The organism is Streptomyces sp. NPDC046335 (assembly GCF_055587985.1).
Genome location: NZ_JBVJFF010000002.1, coordinates 124,833 through 148,214 on the forward strand (window position 1 = coordinate 124,833; position 23,382 = coordinate 148,214).

21 protein-coding genes are annotated in these 23,382 nt (G+C 71.0%); 8 read left to right on the plus strand and 13 right to left on the minus strand.

Going from position 1 to position 23,382, the window contains the following annotated elements:
* Positions 1–217: 217 nt before the first annotated feature.
* From ACZ6JY_RS04355 to ssd, 7 genes are all read right to left on the minus strand, one after another.
* Entirely contained in the window at positions 218–664 is a 447-nt protein-coding gene (locus ACZ6JY_RS04355) for an Rv3654c family TadE-like protein (RefSeq protein ID WP_469192126.1), read from the minus strand.
* Positions 661–1,038, minus strand: a complete 378-nt coding sequence (locus tag ACZ6JY_RS04360; RefSeq protein ID WP_469192128.1) for a TadE family type IV pilus minor pilin — start codon at positions 1,036–1,038, stop codon at positions 661–663. The genes ACZ6JY_RS04355 and ACZ6JY_RS04360 overlap by 4 nt, the downstream gene beginning before the upstream one ends.
* Before the next feature lie 37 nt (positions 1,039–1,075).
* Positions 1,076–1,282 carry a DUF4244 domain-containing protein gene (locus ACZ6JY_RS04365; protein ID WP_469192130.1) on the minus strand — a complete coding sequence of 69 codons (207 nt, stop codon included), beginning with the start codon at positions 1,280–1,282 and terminating at the stop codon, positions 1,076–1,078.
* A gap of 67 nt (positions 1,283–1,349) precedes the next feature.
* Complete coding sequence (locus ACZ6JY_RS04370; protein ID WP_469192132.1) at positions 1,350–2,129, minus strand: type II secretion system F family protein; 780 nt, start codon at positions 2,127–2,129, stop codon at positions 1,350–1,352.
* The gene (locus tag ACZ6JY_RS04375; protein WP_469192989.1) at positions 2,126–2,971 is read right to left on the minus strand and encodes a type II secretion system F family protein; all 846 of its coding nucleotides are present in this window, start codon (positions 2,969–2,971) and stop codon (positions 2,126–2,128) included. Before ACZ6JY_RS04375 ends, ACZ6JY_RS04370 begins: the two co-directional genes overlap by 4 nt.
* 8 nt (positions 2,972–2,979) lie before the next feature.
* Complete coding sequence (locus ACZ6JY_RS04380; RefSeq protein WP_469192134.1) at positions 2,980–4,155, minus strand: TadA family conjugal transfer-associated ATPase; 1,176 nt, start codon at positions 4,153–4,155, stop codon at positions 2,980–2,982.
* The gene (gene ssd, locus ACZ6JY_RS04385; RefSeq protein WP_469192136.1) at positions 4,152–5,291 is read right to left on the minus strand and encodes a septum site-determining protein Ssd; all 1,140 of its coding nucleotides are present in this window, start codon (positions 5,289–5,291) and stop codon (positions 4,152–4,154) included. The genes ACZ6JY_RS04380 and ssd overlap by 4 nt, the downstream gene beginning before the upstream one ends.
* A gap of 553 nt (positions 5,292–5,844) precedes the next feature.
* Here ssd and ACZ6JY_RS04390 point away from each other — a divergent pair.
* Positions 5,845–6,669, plus strand: coding sequence for an HAD family hydrolase (locus ACZ6JY_RS04390; RefSeq protein ID WP_469192138.1), 825 nt, complete (start codon positions 5,845–5,847; stop codon positions 6,667–6,669).
* Positions 6,670–7,015: 346 nt separating this feature from the next.
* Here the strand turns inward: ACZ6JY_RS04390 and ACZ6JY_RS04395 are convergent, their stop codons facing one another.
* A complete protein-coding gene (locus ACZ6JY_RS04395; RefSeq protein WP_469192140.1) occupies positions 7,016–7,831 on the minus strand; it encodes a Fic family protein in 816 nt (271 codons plus the stop codon).
* 99 nt (positions 7,832–7,930) lie between these two features.
* Here ACZ6JY_RS04395 and ACZ6JY_RS04400 point away from each other — a divergent pair, with 99 nt between their 5' ends.
* The gene (locus ACZ6JY_RS04400) at positions 7,931–8,911 is read left to right on the plus strand and encodes an ATP-binding protein (protein WP_469192142.1); all 981 of its coding nucleotides are present in this window, start codon (positions 7,931–7,933) and stop codon (positions 8,909–8,911) included.
* A 32-nt stretch (positions 8,912–8,943) separates the two neighbouring features.
* On the opposite strand, the gene ACZ6JY_RS04405 is transcribed toward ACZ6JY_RS04400, so the two are convergent.
* The gene (locus ACZ6JY_RS04405; RefSeq protein ID WP_469192144.1) at positions 8,944–10,215 is read right to left on the minus strand and encodes a polysaccharide deacetylase family protein; all 1,272 of its coding nucleotides are present in this window, start codon (positions 10,213–10,215) and stop codon (positions 8,944–8,946) included.
* A gap of 298 nt (positions 10,216–10,513) precedes the next feature.
* On the opposite strand from ACZ6JY_RS04405, the gene ACZ6JY_RS04410 reads away from it, so the two are divergent.
* The 6 genes from ACZ6JY_RS04410 (at position 10,514) to ACZ6JY_RS04435 (ending at position 18,517) form a co-directional block, all read left to right on the plus strand.
* Positions 10,514–12,862, plus strand: a complete 2,349-nt coding sequence (locus tag ACZ6JY_RS04410) for a bifunctional SulP family inorganic anion transporter/carbonic anhydrase (protein ID WP_469192146.1) — start codon at positions 10,514–10,516, stop codon at positions 12,860–12,862.
* 64 nt (positions 12,863–12,926) lie between these two features.
* Positions 12,927–14,927, plus strand: coding sequence for an acetate--CoA ligase (gene acs / locus ACZ6JY_RS04415; RefSeq protein WP_469192147.1), 2,001 nt, complete (start codon positions 12,927–12,929; stop codon positions 14,925–14,927).
* Between the two features lie 248 nt (positions 14,928–15,175).
* Positions 15,176–16,576 (plus strand): Na+/H+ antiporter NhaA, encoded by a 1,401-nt coding sequence (nhaA, locus tag ACZ6JY_RS04420; RefSeq protein ID WP_469192149.1) that lies wholly within the window; start codon positions 15,176–15,178, stop codon positions 16,574–16,576.
* Between the two features lie 52 nt (positions 16,577–16,628).
* Complete coding sequence (locus ACZ6JY_RS04425) at positions 16,629–17,126, plus strand: phage holin family protein (RefSeq protein WP_447038256.1); 498 nt, start codon at positions 16,629–16,631, stop codon at positions 17,124–17,126.
* The gene (locus tag ACZ6JY_RS04430) at positions 17,123–18,154 is read left to right on the plus strand and encodes an alpha/beta fold hydrolase (RefSeq protein ID WP_469192152.1); all 1,032 of its coding nucleotides are present in this window, start codon (positions 17,123–17,125) and stop codon (positions 18,152–18,154) included. Before ACZ6JY_RS04425 ends, ACZ6JY_RS04430 begins: the two co-directional genes overlap by 4 nt.
* A gap of 174 nt (positions 18,155–18,328) precedes the next feature.
* Positions 18,329–18,517: a hypothetical protein gene (locus ACZ6JY_RS04435; protein ID WP_469192154.1), complete on the plus strand. Its 189-nt coding sequence runs from the start codon at positions 18,329–18,331 to the stop codon at positions 18,515–18,517.
* A gap of 32 nt (positions 18,518–18,549) precedes the next feature.
* Here ACZ6JY_RS04435 and ACZ6JY_RS04440 read toward each other — a convergent pair whose 3' ends face one another.
* The 4 genes from ACZ6JY_RS04440 to ACZ6JY_RS04455 form a co-directional block, all read right to left on the minus strand.
* Positions 18,550–19,755, minus strand: a complete 1,206-nt coding sequence (locus ACZ6JY_RS04440) for a MarP family serine protease (RefSeq protein WP_469192155.1) — start codon at positions 19,753–19,755, stop codon at positions 18,550–18,552.
* A 49-nt stretch (positions 19,756–19,804) separates the two neighbouring features.
* A complete protein-coding gene (locus ACZ6JY_RS04445; RefSeq protein WP_469192991.1) occupies positions 19,805–20,446 on the minus strand; it encodes an NUDIX hydrolase in 642 nt (213 codons plus the stop codon).
* 585 nt (positions 20,447–21,031) lie between these two features.
* Entirely contained in the window at positions 21,032–21,889 is an 858-nt protein-coding gene (locus ACZ6JY_RS04450) for an endonuclease III domain-containing protein (protein ID WP_469192157.1), read from the minus strand.
* Between the two features lie 423 nt (positions 21,890–22,312).
* Positions 22,313–23,212, minus strand: coding sequence for a radical SAM/SPASM domain-containing protein (locus ACZ6JY_RS04455; RefSeq protein WP_469192160.1), 900 nt, complete (start codon positions 23,210–23,212; stop codon positions 22,313–22,315).
* Positions 23,213–23,382: the final 170 nt, after the last annotated feature.

Genomic DNA, 23,382 nt, shown 5'->3' on the forward strand with positions numbered 1-23,382 from the left:
CTACGGCCTCCACGGCGGCCACGGCTTCGCCTCCGGGAACGGGAGCGGGAGCGGCCGAAGGGCCCGGGGCGGCTTCCGCTTCCTCGGCAGGCGATGCAGGGCACGGAGCAGTCTCCGGGACAGGCCCGGCTTCGGATGCGGAGGCCGCCTCAGGGCCAGGCACGCCTCCGGGGCGGGCCCGGCTTCGGGGGCGGGCCCGTTTCGGGGGCGGAGGCCCCTAGGGGCCGCCTGGCTGGCGGGCTATTGGCCCGGCCTCGGTTGCGGGCGCCGGCCCCTGCGGCCTCGCGGCGCCCGGTCCTTCGGGCGGCACTGCCCGCCATGGCCCCGCGCGGGACCTGATCCGCGGCGAGAAAGGGCCTACGGAGGCTGAGGCCGTCACCTCGGAGATTTCGCCCCGCACGGAACAGTGCACCAGCCGCGCGCCCTGCGCCTCGGCCACCCTGGCCGCCCCCTCGCACGCCTTCGCGCTTCCCGCCGCCCAACGGTCCGCCGCCGCCAACGCCGCCAAATCCGCCGCCCCTCCCGCCCGGTGCCGGGCCACTACGGCCTGCCCCATCGCCAGCACCGCCCCGCAGATCACACAGAGCACGGCCATCACCACCGTCACCCATACCGTCGCCGCCCCTCGGTCCCGCGCCGCCCCATGCCAAGGCCTGCCGGTCATACGCCCACCCCCACGCTCTCCTCAGCCAACGCCACCGCCTCCGACCGCAGCCGCACGCCGAGGCCCAGGACCGTGGGGCCCGGAACGTCCGCCTCGACCTCGACGCGCACCAGGTCGCCCTCCCGCCGCACCGATACGTGCGCCCCACGTGGCGCCGCCTGCCGCGCCGCCGCGACGGCCACCGCCTCCGGGTCCTGCCGCGCCGCGGCGCGGGCACCCGCCCTCGCCGCGTCCACGCACTGGACCTGCGCACACGCGGCAAGGAGCGTCCAGACAAGCGCCATGGCGAAGAGGACCAGCGTCGGCAGCACCACGGCTGCCTCCGCCGTCACGAACCCCGCGTCCCGACAACGGTCCCGGAATCTAGGCCCCATCCGTGGCCGGGCCCGTGCCCGCCGCCTCCGCCAAGCCTCAGAACTGCGCATGGAGAGCCTTCTCCACGATCGCCTGGAGCGCCGCCCTGACCTGCCCGCTCGTCACCACCTTGTAGAGCAGCCCGGCGAATCCCACCGCCGCGATCAGCCCCATCGCGTACTCGGACGTCACCATCCCCGCGTCCTTGCCCGCCGCCTGTACCCGCCGCAGCAGCCATCGCGTACTCCCCCTGTGCCCGAACATCTCCGACCTCCATTGGTTTGCTCACTCCGCTCGGCCCCAGCGGCCGAAACGGTCAACGCACCTGCGTTCAACCCGTGTTCAGCAGCCCCTCCGCGAGTCCGATCACCACCGGCAGCACGCCGACCGCGACGAACGCCGGGAGGAAACAGAGCCCCACGGGAGCCGTCATCAGGACCGCCGCCCGCCGTGCCTTGGCCGTGGCCGCCCGGCCTCGCTCGGCCCGTGCGTCCGCGGCGAGGCGGGCCACCGGGTCCGCGGCCGGTGCTCCCGACTCGTCGGCGCGCTCCAGGAGGCGGGCCAGCGGTATGGCCCCCGGAATCGCCCGCAAGTGCCGCCAGGCCTCGGCCGGTTCGCCACCGAGCCGTACTTCCGCGGCCCCCCGCGCCAGCCGCTCGCCCACCGGCCCCCGCAACGACTCGCCGACCGCTCCGGCAGCCGCGACAGGGCTCGCCCCCGCGGCCACGCACGCCGCCAAGAGGTCGGCCGCCAGCGGAAGTTGCGCAGCCGCCGCCTCGCTCTGCTCCCCGCACTCGTGGGGCGAGGCACGGGTCCGTCCCCACCGCCATGCGCCGTACCCCGCGGCCACCGCCAACAGCAGCCCCACGCCGCCGCCCACCAGGGCGTAGACCGCGCCCGCCGTGCCGGTCACCGTGAGCCAGGCGCGCGCCCCGCCCCGCACGGCCGGCCACCGCTTCACACGCCCCGCAGCCGGTGCCTCCGCGCCCAGCACCGCTCCGGTCCGGCGCCGCACCGTTCTCTCGTGCCGCGCGACCAGCAGCGTCCACACCACCCACAGCGTGGCCGCGGTTACCCACGCCGTTACCCCCAGCCTGTGGATATCGTTCATCGCCCCTCCGCTCCCCGTACGATCCGCAGCGCCCACCACATCCCGGCGCCTTCGAGCACCCCGCCCGTCGCCAGGCAGCCGAGGCCCGCCCCGGTGTGCAGCAGCACCCGCAGCGGCTCGGCCCCCAGCGCGCTGCCCATCAGCAGTCCGAGCACCGGCAGGCCCGCGAGCATCACCGCGGTCGAGCGCGCACCCGCCAGCTGTGCGCGCAGCTCCGCCCGTTGATCGCGCTCGGAGCACAACGCCGCCTCCAGCCGTTCAAGCCCCGCCGCGAGCCCGGCCCCGCGGTCGACCGCCACCCGCCAGCACGCCGCGAGCCCGAGCAACCCCTCGGCTCCCGGCTCCCGCGCCGCCTCTCGCAGCGCGTCCGGCACCTCCCCGCCGAAGCGCGCCGCCGCGAGGGCCGCACTCCGTGCCTCGTCGGAGATCCCGCAGGAATCCGCCTCGCCGAGGGACAGCCGCAGCGCGTCCCCGGGCTGCCGCCCCGCCCGCACCTCGCCCGCGAGCGCCCCGCAGAGCGCGATGACCGCAGCGCCACGCCGCTCCCGCTCGCCGCGCGCGTCCCGTGCCCGCCGCACCCGTCCGGCCAGGGGAACCGCCGCCGCCCCAGCCACCAGCGGCAGTACGGACGCCCCGAGGACCGCCGCCAGCAGTCCCGCCGCGAGGCACCACCACTCATGCGGCACCCGCCCACGCCCGGCGGCGAGAACCCGCCGCCAGGACCAGCCGCCCGCCTGCGCAGGAACCCCGGCCGCCAGCACCGCATGGACCCTTCCGGCCTCCTTGCCCCGGCCGCCCACCAGCCAGACTGCGCCGGCCGCACACAGCGCCGCCGCCCACATCGACGTACTCACGTCGGCTCACCCCGATCGCCGCCGTCGAGCAACGGCCTGAGCCGCGTCCACCCCGGTCCCTCACTGAAGGACTTCGCGCCCCATCGCAGCGCCGGCACCGTCACCACCAGGCCCGACGGCTCCCGCTCCAGCACGTGCACCTCCGCGACGCGGCGCCGTCCCTCCCAGTCGCGCACCAGATGGATCACCACCGAGAGGGCCGCGGCCAACTGGCTGTGCAAAGCCGCCCTGTCGAGCCCCGCGGCCGTCCCCAGGGCCTCGAGCCGGGCGGGCACGTCCCCGGCAGCATTGGCGTGGACAGTGCCGGAACCGCCCTCATGTCCCGTGTTGAGCGCGGCCAGCAGGTGGACCACCTCCGCGCCCCGCACCTCGCCCACGACCAGCCGGTCGGGCCGCATACGGAGCGCCTGGCGGACCAGGTCGTCCAGGCCTACGTGACCGGCCCCTTCCTGGTTCGCGGGCCGGGATTCCAGGCGGACCACATGCGGGTGCTCGGGCCGCAGCTCCGCGGAGTCCTCGGCCAGCACGATCCGCTCCCCGGGCCCCACAAGGCCGAGCAGTGCGCTCAGCAGAGTGGTCTTGCCGCTGCCCGTACCCCCGCTGATCAAGAACGACAGGCGGGCGTCGAGCAGTGCGCGCAGCACCCGGTCACCGCCGGGGGGCACCGTCCCCGCCTCGACCAGCTCGGCGAGGGTGAAGGCGCGAGGGCGCACGACCCGCAGCGAGAGGCACGTGGAGCCCACGGCGACCGGTGGCAGGACCGCGTGCAACCGGGTGCCGTCCGGGAGACGGGCGTCCACCCAGGGCCGCGCGTCGTCCAGGCGCCGCCCGGCGACGGCCGCGAGGCGCGTGGCGAGTCGCCGCACCGCGTCGGCATTCGCGAACGTGACCCCGGTGAGTTCGAGCCCGCCGCCCCGGTCCACCCAGACCCGGTCGGGCGCGGAGACCAGTACATCGGTCACGGAGTCGTCCGCGAGCAAGGGCTCAAGTGGCCCCGCTCCGACCAGCTCCGAGCGCAACTGTGAGGCGGCGCCGAGCACTTCCGTGTCCCCGAGGACCCGGCCCTGGGCCCGCAGCGCCTCGGCGACCCTGGCCGGCGTCGGCTCCTCGCCGCTCTCCGCGAGCCACTGGCGCACCCCGTCCAGCATCCGGGCCCCGACGACCGCGCTCATACGCCACCGCCGACGGCGTCGGCCGGCACCCGGCCCCAGAAGGCGTCACAGAACCGGGCCAGCGGCCCGCGCGCGAACCCGCCCGGCGGCACCCCCGCGGCCTGCGCCACCGAGAGACCCGCCTCCCAGGGCGCGTCACCCACCAGCGGCAGCCCGAGGAGACGAGCGACCTCTTCGGAGTCGAGTCCACGGCGACCGGGTGGGCCACCAGGACCCGCTCCGGCACCGACCACCACCCGCAGGTCGCGCAGCACCAGCCCCGCGGTCGACGCGACCCGCCGGGCCCCTGCCACCGCCCGCAGCTCGGGCGGCACCACCAGGAGCCCCAGGTCCACCTGGGCCAATGCCTCCGCGACCGGTTCGTCCACCCGGCGCGGCAGGTCCACGACGACCACACCGCCGCGCCTGCGGGCCGCTGACACCACCGCCCGCACCGCCTCCGGTGCGACCGCCACCGCCTCGCCCCGGTCCCAGCTCAGCACCCGCAGCGCGTGCAGCTCCGGCAGGGACTCCTCCAGGGCCTCCCCGCCGACCCGGCCCCGTGACGCGGCGAACGCAGGCCAGCGCAGGCCGTCGGCCGTCTCGCCCCCGAGGAGGACGTCCAGGCCGCCGCCCAGCGGATCGGCGTCGACGAGCATCGTGCGCCGGCCCGATCGCGCCGCCGTGACCGCGAGGGCGCAGGCCAAGGTGGAGGCACCCGCTCCACCGCGCCCGCCGATGACTCCGACGGTCAGCGCGGGCCGCCCCACGCCTTCTGCCACATCGGCGATGCGGTCCACCAGCCACTGCTCGCCGTCGGGCAGGAGCAGCACGTGGTCGGCGCCGATCTCCACCGCGCGCCGCCAGACACCGGAATCGTCCTGATCACGCCCGACCAGCACGACTCCACGCCGTCGGGCGGCCCCGCGCACCCGGTCCGCCGCGTCGTCGCCGACCAGGACGAGCGGGGCCGAATCCCACCCCTGTGCGCACCCCGGCCCGCCGTGGTGCACCTCGGGTCGCGCACCCGCCGCCGCACAGAGCCGCAGCAGGTCGTCGAGGAGCTCCACGTCCTCGGTCAGGATCAGCGGTCCGCTCTGCCGCCCGTCGGACGACGCGGACCTGTCCCGCGAAATGACTCCACCCACGATCTCCATCCCCCTTCACCGCAAGCACCCCTGAATGGCGCGCCCCGCATCGAAGAACCGGACAAAGCAATCCGGCCATGAACTTCGCAAGCGGAACGCGTGGAATCAGCGTGCAGCGGCGTCGGTAATCGTGTGGATCTTGCTCAATAACTGTGGACCGGGCGATGACTGTGAATATCTCCGTCACCCATACCGGTGACGGCGCATCGACATCACGCCGAGTTCCGACAGGTTCCCGACCGAGTTCCCACGGGTTTCCACAGCGCAGCGCGTTGGCTACGCACAGTGACGATCCTTGGGCAAGGCAGCGGGATGCCCAGAGGCGGCGATGGGGGCCCAACGGGGCCGGAAGATGATCGACGGAGGGCCCAAAAACCCATCCGGACATGCGACGACCCCCGCCGGGGGGGAGAGCGGGGGTCGTCCCCACGGTCCGACTCGGGGGGGGGAGGAGCCAGACCGGGTTAGCACGGTCGCGAACGATCCGTGACTTCCATGGTGTACCCGAGAGCCTTCTCAGGCAAACCCACACGCCTCAGCTTACGCCGAATGGTGGGCCCCTATGCTCGACCTCGTGGAAAACCACTCCCTGCCTCGCACTGCCGCCTTCTTTGACCTGGACAAGACGGTCATTGCGAAGTCGAGCACGCTCACGTTCAGCAAGTCGTTCTACCAAGGCGGCCTGATCAACCGTAGAGCGGTGCTGCGCACCGCCTACGCGCAGTTCGTCTTCCTGGCGGGCGGCGCGGACCACGATCAGATGGAGCGGATGCGCGAGTACCTCTCCGCGCTGTGCCGCGGTTGGAACGTTCGACAGGTCAAGGAAATCGTCGCCGAGACGCTGCACGACCTGATCGACCCGATCATCTACGACGAGGCCGCCTCCCTCATCGAGCAGCACCACGCGGCAGGACGGGACGTCGTCATCGTCTCCACGTCGGGCGCAGAGGTGGTCGAGCCGATCGGCGAGCTGCTCGGCGCGGACCGCGTGGTGGCCACTCGCATGATCGTCGGGGACGACGGCTGCTTCACGGGCGAGGTGGAGTACTACGCGTACGGCCCCACCAAGGCGCAGGCGATCAAGGAGCTCGCCCTTTCGGAGGGGTACGACCTGGACCGCTGCTATGCCTACAGCGACTCGGTGACGGACCTGCCGATGCTCGAGTCGGTCGGGCACGCCTTCGCCGTCAACCCGGACCGCGCGCTTCGCCGCGAGGCGCTCACGCGCGCGTGGCCGATCCTCGACTTCCACCGTCCGGTACGGCTCAAGCAGCGCCTGCCCGCTCCGCCGCGGCCCGCCCTGATCGCGGCGGCCGCGGTGGGCGCCGCGGCCGCCACCGCGAGTCTCGTCTGGCTCGCAAGCCGCCGCCGAACCCCGGTGAGCTGACCCAGCCGGCCTGCCGAAACGCGCCCGATTCAGGTGTATTTGAACCTAAAAGTAAAGAAGTACGGCCAGGACTTCCGCTTACTCCAGGACAGGAGTACAAATGAGTCAACGGCCCGCGAGACCAAGGACATCCGAGAGGATTACCTTCAAACGCAGTAACGGCCCCACGGACCGAAGCATGAACACCGAGCACCCACGCGACGTCGACCCGTCGATTACGGGCCAGCCGCACCAGGTGACGGGCAAAGACCCGACCTGATGGGCAACATTCGAGGACGCTTGGTAACACGGTGAACATGCCAGCGGCGGTACGGAACTCCGTACCGCCGCAACCCTGTCCGGGGCCTTACGCCGCGCCCCGTTGCAACGCCTCGCAGACCGCCGTGGACTCCCTGACGCCCAGTTCCACCGCCTTGCCGCAGTGGGCGATCCAGGCCGCCATGCCCTCCGGGGTGCCGGACGCGTACCCCTCAAGCGCCGCCACATAGGCCGCCCGGCCCAGCTCCGCGTGGCCCGCCTCCGCCGGACAGACCGCCTTGGGGTCGAGGCCGCTGCCCACCAGGACGATGCGCTCGGCGGCGCGCGCCACCAGGCCGTTGCACGAGGCGAAGGGGCGCAGGCTGATCAGCTCGCCGTGGACCACGGCCGCCGTCACCAGGGCCGGCGCCGAGCCGCCCTGGATGATCAACTGGGAGAGGCCCTCCAGACGCCCCGCCACCTCGTCCGCGTCCGGCAGGGGAAGCTCGATCAGCGGCTCGTCGACGGACTCGCCCGCGAGGCGCGGACGCCCCGCCGCCTCGTCGGCGTCGGCCGCGGCGACCAGATGCAGGCGCGCCAGGACCCTCAGCGGCGACTGCCGCCAGATCGAGAGCAACTGGCCCGCCTCCGCGGTCAGCCGCAGGGCGCCGCCGACCGCGCGCGCCTCGTCGTCGCCACTGAAGTCGCTGCGCCTGCGCACCTCCTCCAGGGCCCACTCCGCGCCCGAGAGGGCCGCGGACCCGCGGGCGCCCCTCAGGGCCGCCTCAGAAGTGACCTCGTTGCTGCGGCGCCGCATGACCCGGTGGCCGTAGACCCGGTCCACGGCCTTGCGAACGGAGTCCACGGAGTCGGCCACACCGGGGATCGTCCCCAGGGCCGCGAGCGGATCGGGTGTCGTACTCATGAGTAGACCCTACGTACTGAACAGCCTCACGCCACGAAGGAGTGGTCTTCTTCACCCACTCGCACACGCACGGCGATCACTCGACTACGCTTCGTGGTTATGAAAATCGCTTTCGTGGGAAAGGGCGGCAGCGGCAAGACCACGCTGTCCTCGCTCTTCATCCGCCACCTCGCCGCCACCGGCGCGCCCGTCATCGCGGTGGACGCCGACATCAACCAGCACCTGGGCCCGGCTCTCGGCCTCGACGAGACGCACGCGGCCGAGCTGCCCGCCCTCGGCGCGCACCTGCCGCTGATCAAGGAGTACCTGCGGGGCTCCAATCCGCGGATCGCCTCCGCCGACACGATGATCAAGACCACGCCGCCCGGCGAGGGCTCGCGGCTCCTGCGGGTGCGCGAGAACAACCCGGTGTTCGACGCGTGCGCCCGGCCCGTGGAACTCGACGACACCACCGTGCGTTTGATGGTCACCGGGCCGTTCACCGAAGCCGACCTCGGTGTCGCCTGCTACCACTCCAAGACGGGAGCGGTGGAGCTGTGCCTGAACCACCTGGTCGACGGCCGCGACGAGTACGCGGTCGTCGACATGACCGCGGGATCGGACTCCTTCGCCTCCGGCATGTTCACGCGCTTCGACCTGACGTTCCTGGTGGCCGAGCCGACGAGGAAGGGCGTCTCGGTCTACCGGCAGTACAAGGAGTACGCACGCGACTTCGGCGTGGAGCTCAAGGTCGTCGGCAACAAGGTGCAGGGCCAGGACGACGTCGACTTCCTGCGTGAGCAGGTCGGCGACGACCTCCTGGTGACCGTCGGGCACTCGGACTGGGTGCGCGCCATGGAGAAGGGCCGCCCGCCGCGCTTCGAGCTGCTCGAAGAGGAGAACCGCCGATCCCTGCGGACACTCCAGGCCACCGTCGACGCCTCGTACGCACGGAGGGACTGGGAGCGCTACACGCGCCAGATGGTGCACTTCCACCTGAAGAACGCGCAGAGCTGGGGCAACGAACGTACGGGCGCCGACCTGGCGGGCCAGGTCGACCCCGACTTCGTCCTGCGCGAGCAGATGGTGGCCACTGCCTGAACAGGGCCAGGAGGCCCGGGACTTGCCCGCCCCTAGTCCTGCTTGCGCGCCGGAGCCCCCGGTACGCCCTTCGGGGCCGGGGCGGGCTGGGCGGAGAGGAATCTCGTCCAGCCCTCCTTCGGGGCCTGCCCGACCGGCAGTTTCCCCAGCCGCGCCAGGACCTTCGGGTCCTGCGCGTCGAGCCAGTCCGTGAGCTGACGGAAGGAGACGCAGCGCACCTCGGACTTGGTGCACACCTTCTCGATGGTCTCCTCGATGGCGCGCATGTACGTGCCGCCGTTCCAGGACTCGAAGTGGTTGCCGATGATCAACGGGGCGCGGTTGCCCTTGTAGGCCCGGTCGAAGCCCTGGAGCAGCCCGTCGCGCATCTGGTCACCCCAGTACTCGTGCATGGAGGGGTCGCCCTGTGAGGTCGCGCCGGACTGGTTGACCATGAAGTTGTAGTCCATGGTGAGCGTCTCGAACTTGCGGCCGGGGACCGGCACGAGCTGCATCGACAGATCCCAGAGACCCTCCTTCTTCTTGGGCCAGAGCTGGTTGTTGACGCCGCTGGTGTCGTAGCGGAAGCCCAGCTCGCGCGCCGCCCGCATGAAGTTCTTCTGGCCCTCCAGGCAGGGGGTGCGGGCGCCCACCAGTTCCTTCTCGTAGTCGAAGGGCAGCGGCTTCGCGTGCTTCATGCCGGTGTTCGTCTTCCAGGCCTTCACGAAGGACTTGGCCTGTCTGATCTCGCTCTTCCAGTCGTCGACGGACCACTCGCCGACGCCGCGGCCCGCGCCGCAGAAGTGGCCGTTGAAGTGGGTGCCGATCTCGTTGCCCTCCAGCCAGGCGCCGCGGAGCTGCTCCACGGTGTCCGCGATTCCCTGGCGGTCGTTGAAGCCGATGTCCGAGCTGCCCGTGAGATGCCGGGGCGGCTTGTAGAGCTCCCGCTTCTTCTCGGGAAGCAAGTACACGCCGCTGAGGAAGTACGTCATGGTGGCGTCGTTCCGCTTGGCCACCTTGCGGAAGTGCGAGAACAGCTTCTGGCTGTCCTCCCCCGCGCCGTCCCAGGAGAAGACCACGAACTGCGGCGGCTTCTGGCCCGGCTTCAACCGTGCCGGCCTCGGCAGGTTCGGCTGCTTCCCGGTGTAGGCGGTGGAGCCGTCCCCGATCAGACGGACCGGACTTTGGGGCGGGGCACCGGCGCCCTTCTTGGCGCCGTGCGCGCCCTCCTTCACGCCGTCGCCGCTCTCGGCACAGCCGGCCAATGCTGCCGCGCAGGCCACGAGGGCGGTGAGGCTCGCGGTGACTCTCCGGGTGGCGGCCATCTTCCGCCCACCTTCTTTCGCGCAAGTCGGGACAGAACAGACAGCAGCCTCACGCGCAGGTCCGAAATGTCCGGTCCGACAAGCCGATAAAAGTTTTTATTCGCTCATCCGAGTGATCGCTTGCCCTATTTGCCCGGAAAATCCATCCACGACCTTTACTCTGCATTACGATTCGTTTACCGAGCGTTGATAGCCCCCGCCGCTTTACGCCGTGACCCACGGCCGCGATCCCGCCCTCCGCACAGCTTTGGAGGGCCCCCATGTCCGCGACCGCGCTGCCCCGGAGGAGACGGGAAACATGACTGCCTGCGCCCCCACCGACATGACCGACTCGGCCCACGAGCCCCGGGCCCACAAGCCGCACGCCCCGCCGCCCGGGAAGAGGTTCCGCATCGCGGGCGCCGACTTCTCGGCGTCGATCGCCGTCTTTCTGATCGCCCTGCCGCTCTCCCTCGGCATCGCGCTCGCAACCGGAGCCCCGCTACAGGCGGGCCTCGTCGCCGCCGCCGTCGGCGGCCTCGTCGCAGGGCGGCTCGGCGGATCGGCCCTCCAGGTCAGCGGCCCCGCCGCCGGCCTCACGGTCGTCACGGCGGACATCATCCACCGCTATGGCTGGCAGACCACCTGCGCCATCACCATCCTCGCCGGCCTCGCCCAACTCGGCCTCGGCTGCCTGCGGGTGGCCCGCTCGGCCCTCGCCGTCAGCCCCGCCGTCGTGCACGGCATGCTGGCCGGCATCGGCGTCACCATCGCCGTGGCCCAGCTGCACATCGTGCTCGGCGGCACCCCGCAGAGCGCCGTGCTCGACAACCTCCGCGCGCTGCCCGCCCAGTTGGCCGCCCTGCATCCGGCCGCCCTGTCGGTCAGCCTGCTCACCCTCGTCGTTCTGCTGCTCTGGCCGCGCATCCCCGGACGGGCGGGACGCATGACCCGCGTCGTGCCCGCCGCCCTGGTCTCGGTGGCCGTCGCGACCTGCTTCGCCTCCGTCACCCGGCTCAGCCTCGACCGCGTCGACCTGCCCTCCTGGCGCAGCCACGCGCTCGCCGGGCTCCCCGAAGGCCCCGTGCTCGGCATCGTCGCCGCCGTGCTCACCACCACCCTGGTGTGCAGCGTGCAGTCCCTGCTCGGCGCCGTAGCCATCGACAAGCTCACCTCTCAGCGGCCCGAGCTGAACACGAGCGTCCGGCGCTCCAACCTCGACCGCGAGCTGCTCGGCCAGGGCAGCGCCAACATCGCCTCCGGCGTGCTCGGCGGTCTGCCCGTGGCCGGGGTCGCCGTGCGCAGCGTGGCCAATGTGCGAGCGGGAGCCGTCAGCAGGAACTCCACGATGCTGCACGGCGTTTGGGTAGTAGTGGCCGCGCTGCTCCTGGTCCCCGCCCTGGAGCTGATCCCGCTGGCGGCCCTCGCCGCCCTCGTCATGGCCGTCGGCATCCAGATGGTCAGCCTGAACCACATCCGCACCATCACCCGCCACCGCGAGATCGTCGTGTACGCGACCACCACCCTCGGCGTGGTCGTCCTCGGCGTCCTGGAGGGCGTGGCGCTCGGCATCGCCGTAGCCGTCACCGTCGCGCTGCACCGCCTCGCCCGCACCCGTATCACCCACGAGAAGGTGGCCGGCGTCCACCATGTCCGCGTCCGCGGGCAGCTGACGTTCCTCGCCGTGCCCCGGCTCAGCAGGACCTTGCACCTCGTTCCTCAAGGGGAGGACGTCGTAGTGGAGTTGGACGGCTCTTTCATGGACCATGCCGCTTTCGAGTCGCTGCAGTGCTGGCAGGACGCGCACACCGCGCACGGCGGCGGCGTCGAGGTCACCGGCCGCGCCGGGACCCGCATCGCCGAGCCCGCGAGCGCCGCGCACTCGTGCTGCCGGCCGTGGACCCCGTGGCGCAACCACCACTGCGACCGCCCCCAGGAGCAGCAGGAGACGGGGCAGCCCCGCGGGCACCAACTGGCCAGCGGGATCAGCGCCTTCCAGCGGAACACGGCACCTCATGTCCGGGGCGAGCTGGCCAGGCTCGCCCGGGAGGGACAGCAGCCCGCGCAGCTCTTCCTGACGTGTGCGGACTCCAGGGTCGTCACATCGATGATCACTTCCAGCGGCCCCGGTGACCTCTTCGTCGTACGCAATGTGGGCAATCTGGTGCCACTGCCGGGTGCCGAGAGCGGGGACGACTCGGTGGGCGCCGCGATCGAGTACGCGGTCGACGTGCTCAAGGTGCGGTCCATCACGGTGTGCGGGCACTCCGGGTGCGGCGCGATGCAGGCCCTGCTCAACTTCCCGGCGGAGGACACGCAGACCCCGCTGTGGCGATGGCTGCGGCACGGTCGGCCGAGCCTGGAGCGGGTGGCCGCTCAGGGTGAGGACTGGGCGCTCCTCGCGGGCCGGGCACCGGCGGACCCGGTCGAGCAGCTGTGCCTCACCAATGTGATCCAGCAGCTCGAGCACCTGAGGGCGCACGCGTCGGTGGCACGTCGACTTGCGGCCGGCGATCTTGAGCTGCACGGTATGTACTTCCACGTCGGAGAGGCGCAGTCCTATCTCCTGACCGAGGGCTCCGGGGCGGAGAGACTCCCCCAAGAGGTCTTCGACCAGGTGGCACCCTCGCGGTTGGGGCCCACGCGGGCGGCGGCACCACAGCCGTGAACGTGTAAAGGTCTAAACCAATTTTCGGCAGCCCCTTGTCACACCGGGTTGTGTCTGATGAGCTGTGGCTTCGGACACAACGGACACCCTGGGAAAGGGAGATGTCGTGAGCAATGAAAGCCTGGCCAACCTTCTGAAGGAGGAGCGTCGCTTCGCGCCGCCGGCGGAGCTGGCTGCCGCCGCCAACGTCACGGCGGAGGCGTACGAACAGGCCAAGGCTGACCGGCTCGGCTTCTGGGCCGAGCAGGCCCGCCGGCTGACCTGGGCCACGGAACCGACCGAGACGCTCGACTGGTCGAACCCGCCGTTCGCCAAGTGGTTCGCCGACGGCAAGCTCAACGTCGCGTACAACTGCGTCGACCGCCACGTCGAGGCGGGACTCGGCGACCGCGTGGCGATCCACTTCGAGGGTGAGCCCGGCGACAGCCGGGCCATCACCTACGCCGAGCTCAAGGACGAGGTCAGCCGCGCCGCCGGCGCCCTGACCGAGCTGGGCGTCCAGAAGGGCGACCGCGTCGCGGTCTACCTGCCGATGATCCCCGAGGCGGTCGTCGCGATGCTGGCCTGTGCCCGCATCGGCGCCGCCCACTCGGTGGTCTTCGGCGGCTTCTCCGCGGACGCCATCGCCGCCCGCATCAAGGACGCCGACGCCAAGGTCGTCATCACCTCCGACGGCGGGTACCGCCGGGGCAAGCCCTCCGCGCTCAAGCCCGCCGTCGACGACGCGGTGACGCGTTCGCCGCAGATCGAGCACGTCCTCGTGGTGCGCCGCACCGGCCAGGACGTGGCGTGGACCGAGGGCCGCGACGTGTGGTGGCACGAGATCACGCAGAAGCAGTCCGCCGAGCACACCCCCGAGGCCTTCGACGCGGAGCACCCGCTCTTCATCCTCTACACCTCGGGCACCACGGGTAAGCCGAAGGGCATCCTGCACACGTCCGGCGGCTATCTGACGCAGGCGGCCTACACCCACCACGCCGTCTTCGACCTCAAGCCGGAGACCGACGTCTACTGGTGCACGGCCGACATCGGCTGGGTCACCGGCCACTCGTACATCACGTACGGCCCGCTGGCGAACGGCGCGACGCAGGTGATGTACGAGGGCACCCCCGACACCCCGCACCAGGGCCGCTTCTGGGAGATCGTCCAGAAGTACGGGGTCACGATCCTCTACACCGCGCCGACGGCGATCCGGACGTTCATGAAGTGGGGCGACGACATCCCCGCGAAGTTCGACCTGAGCAGCCTGCGGGTGCTCGGTTCGGTCGGTGAGCCGATCAACCCCGAGGCCTGGATGTGGTATCGGAAGAACATCGGCGGCGACAAGTGCCCCATCGTGGACACCTGGTGGCAGACCGAGACCGGCGCGATGATGATCTCGCCGCTGCCCGGCGTGACCGAGACCAAGCCCGGCTCCGCGCAGCGCGCCCTGCCCGGCATCTCGGCCACCGTGGTGGACGACGAGGCCAGGGAAGTTCCGGACGGCGGCGGTGGCTACCTCGTCCTGACCGAGCCGTGGCCCTCGATGCTGCGCACCATCTGGGGCGACGACCAGCGGTTCATCGACACGTACTGGTCGCGCTTCGAGAGCAAGTACTTCGCGGGTGACGGCGCCAAGAAGGACGAGGACGGCGACATCTGGCTGCTCGGCCGGGTGGACGACGTGATGCTCGTCTCCGGGCACAACATCTCCACCACCGAGGTCGAGTCCGCGCTCGTCTCGCACCCGGCCGTCGCCGAGGCCGCGGTCGTCGGTGCCGCGGACGAGACGACCGGGCAGGCCATCGTCGCCTTCGTGATTCTGCGGGGCTCGGCTGACGCCGAGGCCGAGGGTCTCGTCGCCGAGCTGCGCAACCACGTGGGCACCACGCTCGGCCCGATCGCCAAGCCCAAGCGCGTCCTGCCGGTGGCGGAGCTGCCGAAGACGCGCTCCGGGAAGATCATGCGGCGCCTGCTGCGGGACGTCGCGGAGAACCGCGAGCTGGGTGACGTCACCACGCTCACGGACTCCTCCGTGATGGACCTGATCCAGACGCGGCTCCCGGCCGCGCCCAGCGAGGACTGACCGCAAGGGCCGACGGCAGCGACCCGCACCAGCGGTACGAGGAGGGCATCCGGCAGCGCGCCGGGTGCCCTCTTTCTCCGTAAAGTGAAGATCGCCGGATACGTCCCGGCGCCGCTTGGGTAGGCTGTCAACCGTGTCAAGGCCGCGACAAGAGATCGCGGCGGAAACGCGACGAGAAGTACCAAGGTGCGCCGGGAAGTCTGGTCGGCATGTGCTCAGTCCTGCCCACCTGACCGGAGGTCCACCCCGTGACCGCGCCCGCACCCCGCACCCGCCGCAAGCTCCTCGGCCGCATGTCCCTGCCCGAGCGGAACTTCGTCGCCGAAGCCCTGCGCACCGAGACCGTCGGCGGAATCCTGCTGCTCGTGGCCGCGGTCACCGCGCTGATCTGGGCCAATACGGCAGGCGGCTCGTACGAGGCGGTGCGCGGCTTCCACCTCGGGCCCGGCTCGCTCGGACTCGACCTCTCCATCCAGCACTGGGCCGCCGACGGGCTGCTCGCCGTCTTCTTCTTCGTGGCGGGCATCGAACTCAAGCGCGAGCTGGTCGCCGGTGATCTCCGCGATCCCAAGGCCGCCGCACTGCCGGTGATCGCGGCGCTCTGCGGCATGGCCGCGCCCGCACTCGTCTACGTCCTGACCAACACACTCGGCGGCGGCTCGATGGCCGGCTGGGCCGTGCCCACCGCCACCGACATCGCCTTCGCCCTCGCGGTCCTCGCGGTCATCGGCACCTCGCTGCCGTCCGCGCTGCGCGCCTTCCTGCTCACCCTGGCCGTCGTCGACGACCTCTTCGCCATCCTGATCATCGCGGTCTTCTTCACCAGCGACCTGAACTTCGCGGCCCTCGGCGGCGCCGTCCTCGGCCTCGTCGTCTTCTGGCTGCTGCTCAGGAAGCGGGTCCGCGGCTGGTACATCTACGTTCCGCTGGGCCTGGCCATCTGGGGCCTGATGTACAACAGCGGCATCCACGCCACCATCGCGGGCGTCGCCATGGGCCTCATGCTGCGCTGCCACCGCGAGGACGACAGCGAGCCGCACTCCCCGGGCGAGCACATCGAACACCGCGTACGCCCTCTCTCCGCAGGACTCGCCGTACCGCTGTTCGCCCTGTTCAGCGCGGGTGTCTCCGTCTCGGGCGGCGCGCTCGGCGACGTATTCACCCAACCGGAGACGCTGGGTGTGGTGCTCGGCCTCGTGATCGGCAAGGCCGTCGGCATCTTCGGCGGCACCTGGCTCGCGGCGCGCTTCACCAAGGCCGAGCTGAACGACGACCTGGCCTGGCCCGACGTGTTCGCGGTCGCTTCACTGGCCGGTATCGGCTTCACCGTCTCCCTGCTGATCGGCGAGCTCGCCTTCACCGACGATCCGCTGCTCACCGACGAGGTCAAGGCCGCCGTCCTGATGGGCTCCCTCATCGCGGCCGTGCTCTCCGGAATCCTCCTCAAGCTGCGGAACGCCACGTACCGAAAGCTGTGGGAGGACGAGGAGCGCGACGAGGACCTCGACGGCATACCCGATGTCTACGAGCTGGACAGCCCGGACTACCACCTCCGAATGGCGGCGATCCACGAGAAGAAAGCCGCGGAACACCGCAGGCTTGCCGAAGTCGCGGGTGGGGAAAGCGAGGATGGCAACGGTCCGGCATGATCTGAGCAGACATATCTCAGAAGAGATCAGAAGAGAAAAAGGGGAGAACGCCATGAGCTCACCCGACGGCCCCGTCGGCGCCGAGCGCAGCCTCGGTCAGCTGGTCGCCACGGCGACCAGTGAGATGTCCGCGCTGGTGCACGACGAGATCGCGCTGGCCAAGGCCCAGCTGCGTCAGGACGTCAAGCGCGGGGCGATCGGCGGCGGCGCGTTCGGCGCGGCCGGCATGGTCCTCATCTTCTCGCTGCCGATGCTGAGCTTCGCGCTCGCGTACGGCATCCACACCTGGAGCGACTGGAACCTCGCCGTCTGCTTCCTGCTGTCCTTCGCCGCCAATGTGCTGGTGGCCGGGGCGCTCGCGCTGATCGGCGTCGTCTTCGCCAAGAAGGCCAAGAAGGGCAAGGGCCCGCAGAAGGTCGCCGCCTCGGCCAAGGAGACGGCTGCCGTACTGGGGAACGTCAAGCCGCACTCCCGTTCCGTGATCCCCGCGGGTGCGGTCGACGTCCGAGTCGGTGAGACGGGGGCCACTGTGGCACGCTCGTCCTCATGACGGACCCCGCCCCTCAGGACCAGTCCATCGGCACCCCGCGGCACGGCCACGACCTGGACCCCGCGCGGGACCTCGTCGCCCATACGGAGCAACCCGCGCAACCCGCGCAATCCGCGCCGCCCTCGTCGGCCGTACGCATCGAGGGGCCCTGGACCCACCGGGACGTGGCCGCCAACGGGGCCCGCTTCCACATCGCCGAGATGGGCGACGGGCCGCTGGTCCTGCTGCTGCACGGCTTCCCGCAGTTCTGGTGGACGTGGCGGCACCAACTGGTGGCGCTCGCCGACGCGGGCTTCCGGGCCGTGGCGATGGACCTGCGAGGGGTGGGCGGCAGCGACCGCACACCGCGCGGTTACGACCCGGCGAACCTCGCCCTGGACATCACCGGCGTCGTCCGCTCGCTCGGCGAGCCGGACGCCGCGCTCGTCGGCCACGACCTCGGCGGCTACCTCGCGTGGACCGCGGCCGTGATGCGGCCCAAGCTGGTGCGCCGCCTCGCGGTCTCCTCGATGCCGCACCCCAGGCGCTGGCGTTCGGCGATGCTCTCCGACCGCAGGCAGACCGCCGCGGGGTCGTACGTGTGGGGCTTCCAGCGGCCGTGGCTCCCCGAGCGGCAACTCGTCGCCGACGACGGCGCCCTGGTGGGGCGTCTGGTGCGGGACTGGTCGGGGCCCCGGCTGCCGGACGACGAGGCGGTCGAGACGTACCGCAGGGCCATGTGCATCCCGTCGACGGCCCACTGCTCGATCGAGCCGTACCGCTGGATGGTGCGGTCGTTGGCGCGGCCCGACGGCATCCAGTTCAACCGCCGGATGAAGCGGCCCGTGCGCGTACCGACGCTGCATCTGCACGGCTCGCTCGATCCCGTGATGCGTACGAGGAGCGCGGCCGGGTCCGGCGAGTACGTCGAAGCCCCGTACCGCTGGCGGCTGTTCGACGGCCTCGGGCACTTCCCGCACGAGGAGGACCCGGCGGCGTTCTCCACGGAACTGGTCAACTGGCTGAAGGACCCCGAGCCCGACCGCTGAGGCTCCGGCACTCGCCCGCACGGGCTTGGCCTCCGGCGGCCAAGCCTCCGGAGGGCGAGGATCCGGATAACTTCTGGGAACACTTGTCCTACGAACGCCAATTGCCCGACGCATAGGCCAATTGGGGCCCTCGCGCGCGATTACCGACCATGGGGCCCGGGCACACGTCGGGGTATGGGCTGGACGCACGACTACAGTGACGTAGCACGCAATCGCCGCTCGGCCGCAGCGCTGAACAGCCGCGAGAGGGGCGGGCAACCGGACAGGGGCCGTCACGGCCCGCCGCAGGCCATGGGCATTCCCCGCATCCTCCGCCGGAGGGCCCGCTGGGTCTCCGCGCGGCTCCGGCACACGCGCGGCTGACCCCGCCCCTTCCCGACCACCGCCCGTGAGTTCTAGAGGGCGCAGCCCTGGCTGTCGACCTCTTGGTTCGCGGTGCGGCCCCGCTTGATGTCCTCGCGCACCTCGTCCACCGTCAGGGCATACCCCGTGTCGGGATCGTCGAGCGACTTCGCGAAGATCACGCCGTAGACCTTGCCGTCGGGTGTGAGCAGCGGGCCGCCGGAGTTGCCCTGGCGGACGGTCGCGTAGAGCGAGTAGACGTCCCGTCGCACCGTGCCGCGGTGGTAGATGTCCGGGCCCTTGGCCTGGATACGGCCGCGCACGCGCGCGGGGCGGACGTCGTAGGGGCCGTCCTCGGGGAAGCCGGCGACGATGGCGCCGGCGCCGCTCGACGCGTCCTCGGACGTGAACTTCAGGGCGGGCGCCTTCAGCGTGGGCACGTCCAGCACGGCGATGTCCCGCTCCCAGTCGTAGAGGACGACCTTCGCGTCGTACGTCCGGTTCGTGTCGCCTATCTGGACGGTCGGCTCGTCCACGCCACCAACCACGTGCGCGTTCGTCATCACGCGGCGGTCGGCGAAGACGAAGCCGGTGCCCTCCAGGACCTTGCCGCAGCTACGGGCCTCGCCGCGGACCTTCACGATGGAGCGCTTCGCGGTCGTGGCGACCTCGCTCTTGGCGAGCTTGGGGTCGGGAGGCTGGACCTCAGTGATCGGCTCGTTCGAGAACGGGCTGAAGACCTGCGGGAAGCCGTTCTGCGCGAGGACCGAGGAGAAGTCGTTGAACCACGTGTCGGCCTGGCCGGGCAGCGCCCGCGAGACGCCGAGCAGCACCTTGGAGTTGCGCACCTCCTTGCCGACCGTCGGCAGCGTCGTACCCGCGAGGGCGGAGCCGATCAGCCAGGCGACCAGGAGCATCGCCACCACGTTCACCAGGGCGCCGCCCGTCGCGTCCAGGGCGCGGGCGGGCTGCCAAGTGATGTATCTGCGCAGCTTGTTGCCCAGGTGGGTGGTGAAGGCCTGGCCGATCGAGGCGCAGACGATCACGATGACGACGGCGACCACCGCAGCGGTCGTGCTCACCCCGGCCGCGTCGTCGTCCTTGAGCGCGTCCCAGACGACCGGCAGCAGGTACACGGCGACGAGACCGCCGCCCAGGAACCCGATCACCGAGAGGATGCCGACCACGAAGCCCTGGCGATAGCCCACGACCGCGAACCAGACCGCGGCGAGGAGCAACAGGACGTCCAGCACGTTCACCGATTCAATCCTCGCCTCGCATCGCGACCGCCACGTCCACGCAACCTTGTCATGCGCGCCAGTCGAGCGGGACCTGCCTGGTGCGGTCCCAGGGGCGCTCCCAGCCCGCGAAGTGCAGGATTCTATCGATCACGCCCGCCGTGAATCCCCAGACGAGGGCTGACTCGACGAGGAACGCGGGGCCGTGGTGGCCGCTCGGGTGGACGGCCGTCGCGCGGTTGGCCGGGTCCGTGAGATCGGACACGGGGGCCGTGAAGACGCGGGCCGTCTCGTTCGGATCGACGGCGCCGACCGGGGTCGGCGTGTGCCACCAGCCGAGCACCGGGGTGACCACGAAGTCGCTCACGGGGATGAAGAGGCGGGGCAGCACGCCGAAGAGCTGGACGCCCTTGGGGTCGAGGCCCGTCTCCTCCTCGGCCTCGCGCAGGGCGGCGCGCAGCGGCCCCTCCGTGCGCGGGTCGCCGTCCTCGGGATCGAGGGAGCCGCCGGGGAAGGAGGGCTGTCCCGCGTGGGAGCGCAGGGAGCTCGCGCGCTCCATCAGGAGCAGCTCGGGGCCCTGCTCACCCTCTCCGAAGAGGACGAGCACGGCCGACTGGCGCCCCGCGCCGTCCGCCGGGGGCAGGAAGCGGCTGAGCTGGAGCGGCTGGATGGTCCGCGCCGCATCCACGACGGGGCCGAGCCAGGCCGGCAGGCCACCGGTACTGACGAGCGGGGCTTCGCCTTGGCTGTACGGGGCTCCGCCGTTGAGCGGGGCTTCGGCTTGGCTGTGCGGGGCTGCGCCGTTGCGCGGGACTCCGCCGTCGCTGCGCGGGGCTTCGGCTTGGCTGCGCGGGGCTCGGACTTGGCTGCGCGGGGCTTCGGCTTGGCTGCGCGGGGCTCGGGCTTGGCTGTGCGAGGCTCCGGCTTGGCTGCGCGAGGCTTCGCCGTTGCGCGGGGCTCCGCCGTCGCTGCGCGGGGCCGCGCCGTCCCTGTGCGGGGTTCCGCCGATGAGCGAGGCTCCGCCGTCCCGGCGCGGGGCTTCGCCGTCTCTGCGCAGGGCTTCGCCGTCCCTGTGCGGGGCTTCGCCGCTTTGGCGTGGGGCTTCCCCGCCGATGTGTGCGGCTTCGCCGGGATGCGGGGCTTCGCCGGGCCGGTGTGTGGTGGGCCGGCCGCCGTCGGCGTGGTTACTGCTGTCGTTGCTCGTGGTGTCCGTCATCTCGCTCGCGTGCGTCATCGGCACCCCCGTCCGTCTGGACAACGCTCTTCGTCTCCCCGTTCGTTCCGCCCCGCCGCGATGTCACCCCTCGGCAAGCGGGGGCGCCGGCTTTCCGGGGTAGTCCGCCGGGGGCTTGAGGCGCTGGCCCGGGAAGCCGCCCATCTCGTACTTCAGGAGCTTCTTCGCCTTCTCCGGGTCCGTCTCGCCCTCTCCGTACGACGGGCAGAGCGGGGCGATCGGGCAGGCACCGCAGGCGGGCTTGCGGGAGTGGCAGATGCGGCGGCCGTGGAAGATCACGCGGTGCGAGAGCATCGTCCACTCGCTCTTCGGGAAGAGCGCGGCCACGGCCGCCTCGACCTTCTCCGGATCCGTCTCCTCCGTCCACTTCCAGCGGCGGACGAGACGCCCGAAGTGGGTGTCCACGGTGATGCCGGGCACTCCGAAGGGGGTTTGCACATTAGCACCATGGTCCGCAACTCCCGCTCGGCACGCGTCACATGCGCACGCGTTGCCCATCACGACGAACGCTGTCTTACGGCCGACACCAGGGAGTTTCACCATGTCAGCGAGGGTGCGCGGCACCATGCCGTCATGGTCGGCCACGATGGCGGAGGCAAGCCCGGTGATGCTCCGAGTCTTGGCCCGGAAGAACCCCGTAGGACGGATCAGGGTCTCTACGTCGGCGGGGTCGGCCCCGGCAAGATCGGCGGGCCGGGGGTACTTGGCGAACAGCGCGGGGGTTGTCTGGTTCACCCGTAGGTCTGTCGTCTGCGCGCTGAGCACCGTTGCGACCAACAGTTGCCACGCGTTCACGTAATCCAGTTCGCAGTGTGCATAGGGGTACACATCGGCTAGAGCACGGTTGATCTTCCGTGCCCGCCGAACCAGCGCCGTACGGGTCTCTTCCGCCATGCTGACCAGCCTACGGGCCCCGCCCATGCGCCACGGGGGAAGCACACAGACGGGGCCGTCAACGGGGTACAGCCGGTCAGCCGGGGGCCCGCACCGTGGCCGTCTGAGCACGCAAGTCCGCGAGACGACGTTGGTACAGCGGGCCGACAGCATGTGCGCCCCTGGCCTCACTCGGGGTGGCCTGCTCGATCAGGTGATGGGACACCGCCCGAAGGTGAGCGGCCCACGCGATCACGTGCTGTTGAGCCGTCCGCCCGCATTCCTGCGGTTCACCAGGGAGGCACAGCGGGAGTTCCGGCCCGAGCTTGTTGGCTGCGTGCCGGACGTACCGAGCGATGGTCAGCCATTCATTCTCGGTCCGCCGAATGGCGTTTCCGTCGCCTTCCCACCCCCACGGGCCGAAGTCGTCCCCGTGATCGTCCATGTGTGCGCTCCCTCATGATCAGCGGATTAGGCCGGTGCGCCGATCGTAGCGGCGCTCTCCGCCTCCCTGGGGTCGCAGTGCCCGACCGAGGGAACGCACGGACCGCACGGCCCGCACATGGGCAGGAATTGCGGAGGAGTGCACGACTGGACACCATCCCCGTGAACCGACGCGATATCGGCCGCAACGTCGGCCATCTGCGCGCCGCCCCAGATATCGGAGATCGGCTTTTCCAGCACGTTTCCGAGGGTCAGGAACCGACCGAGAACGCACGGCCACACGTCGCCGGTCGGACCGATGGCGCATTTCTCATGGGCGCAGTGCCCACACAGATCAGCGATGGTCGGCGCGGCTCCCTGGCTCGCCCGTCCGAATGCGCGGGTACGGTCTCCGCCGACCGTTCCGACACCGAGCGCCGTAAGGTCCTGCGCCGCTTCCTGTACGCGCTGTCCGTCCCGCACGGCGACGACTCCACCCCGCAGCGGGATACCGAGGGCGAGCGCCTTTTGCACGTTGGCGCGCGTCTTCTTGTGCGCCCCTCGGAGTTGCGTCACTTGGTCGTGTTCTTCGGCGCTGTCCGAGTAGTACGACGTTGCGAGCTTGACGCCGTACTCCGTGAATGCGTCCCACAGTTCCGGGCGAATGTGGGTCATGTTCGAGAACACCTCGATACCGAGGCCCCGTCCGTGAGCGTGCTTGATCAGCGCGGGGAGGCTCGGGTAAAGCGTCGGCTCACCCCCGATGAACTGAACGTCCACGGTGCCCATGTCGGCAAGCTGGTCAATCACGTTCAACCAGTCCCGCACGGTCATGGTTCCGTGCGTCCCCTTCGGTCCGCTGTCTGCGTAGCAGTGATCACAGAACTCGTTACAGAGTCCCGTGATCTCAAGCCACGCGAATAAGAGACGGTTTCCGGCAGCGCGCATTGTGCGTCTCCTTACACCTGGGGTTTCTGGTAACCCACCCCCGATGACTCGACCGTCCATTGAGGAATCACCGGGGGTGGGAGTGGAGCCCGTCCCCTCAAGGGCCTCTGCATTCAGCACGGGGGGAGCTGTGCGGCACCGAGAGGGGACGGGGATTTAGAGACGGCCGG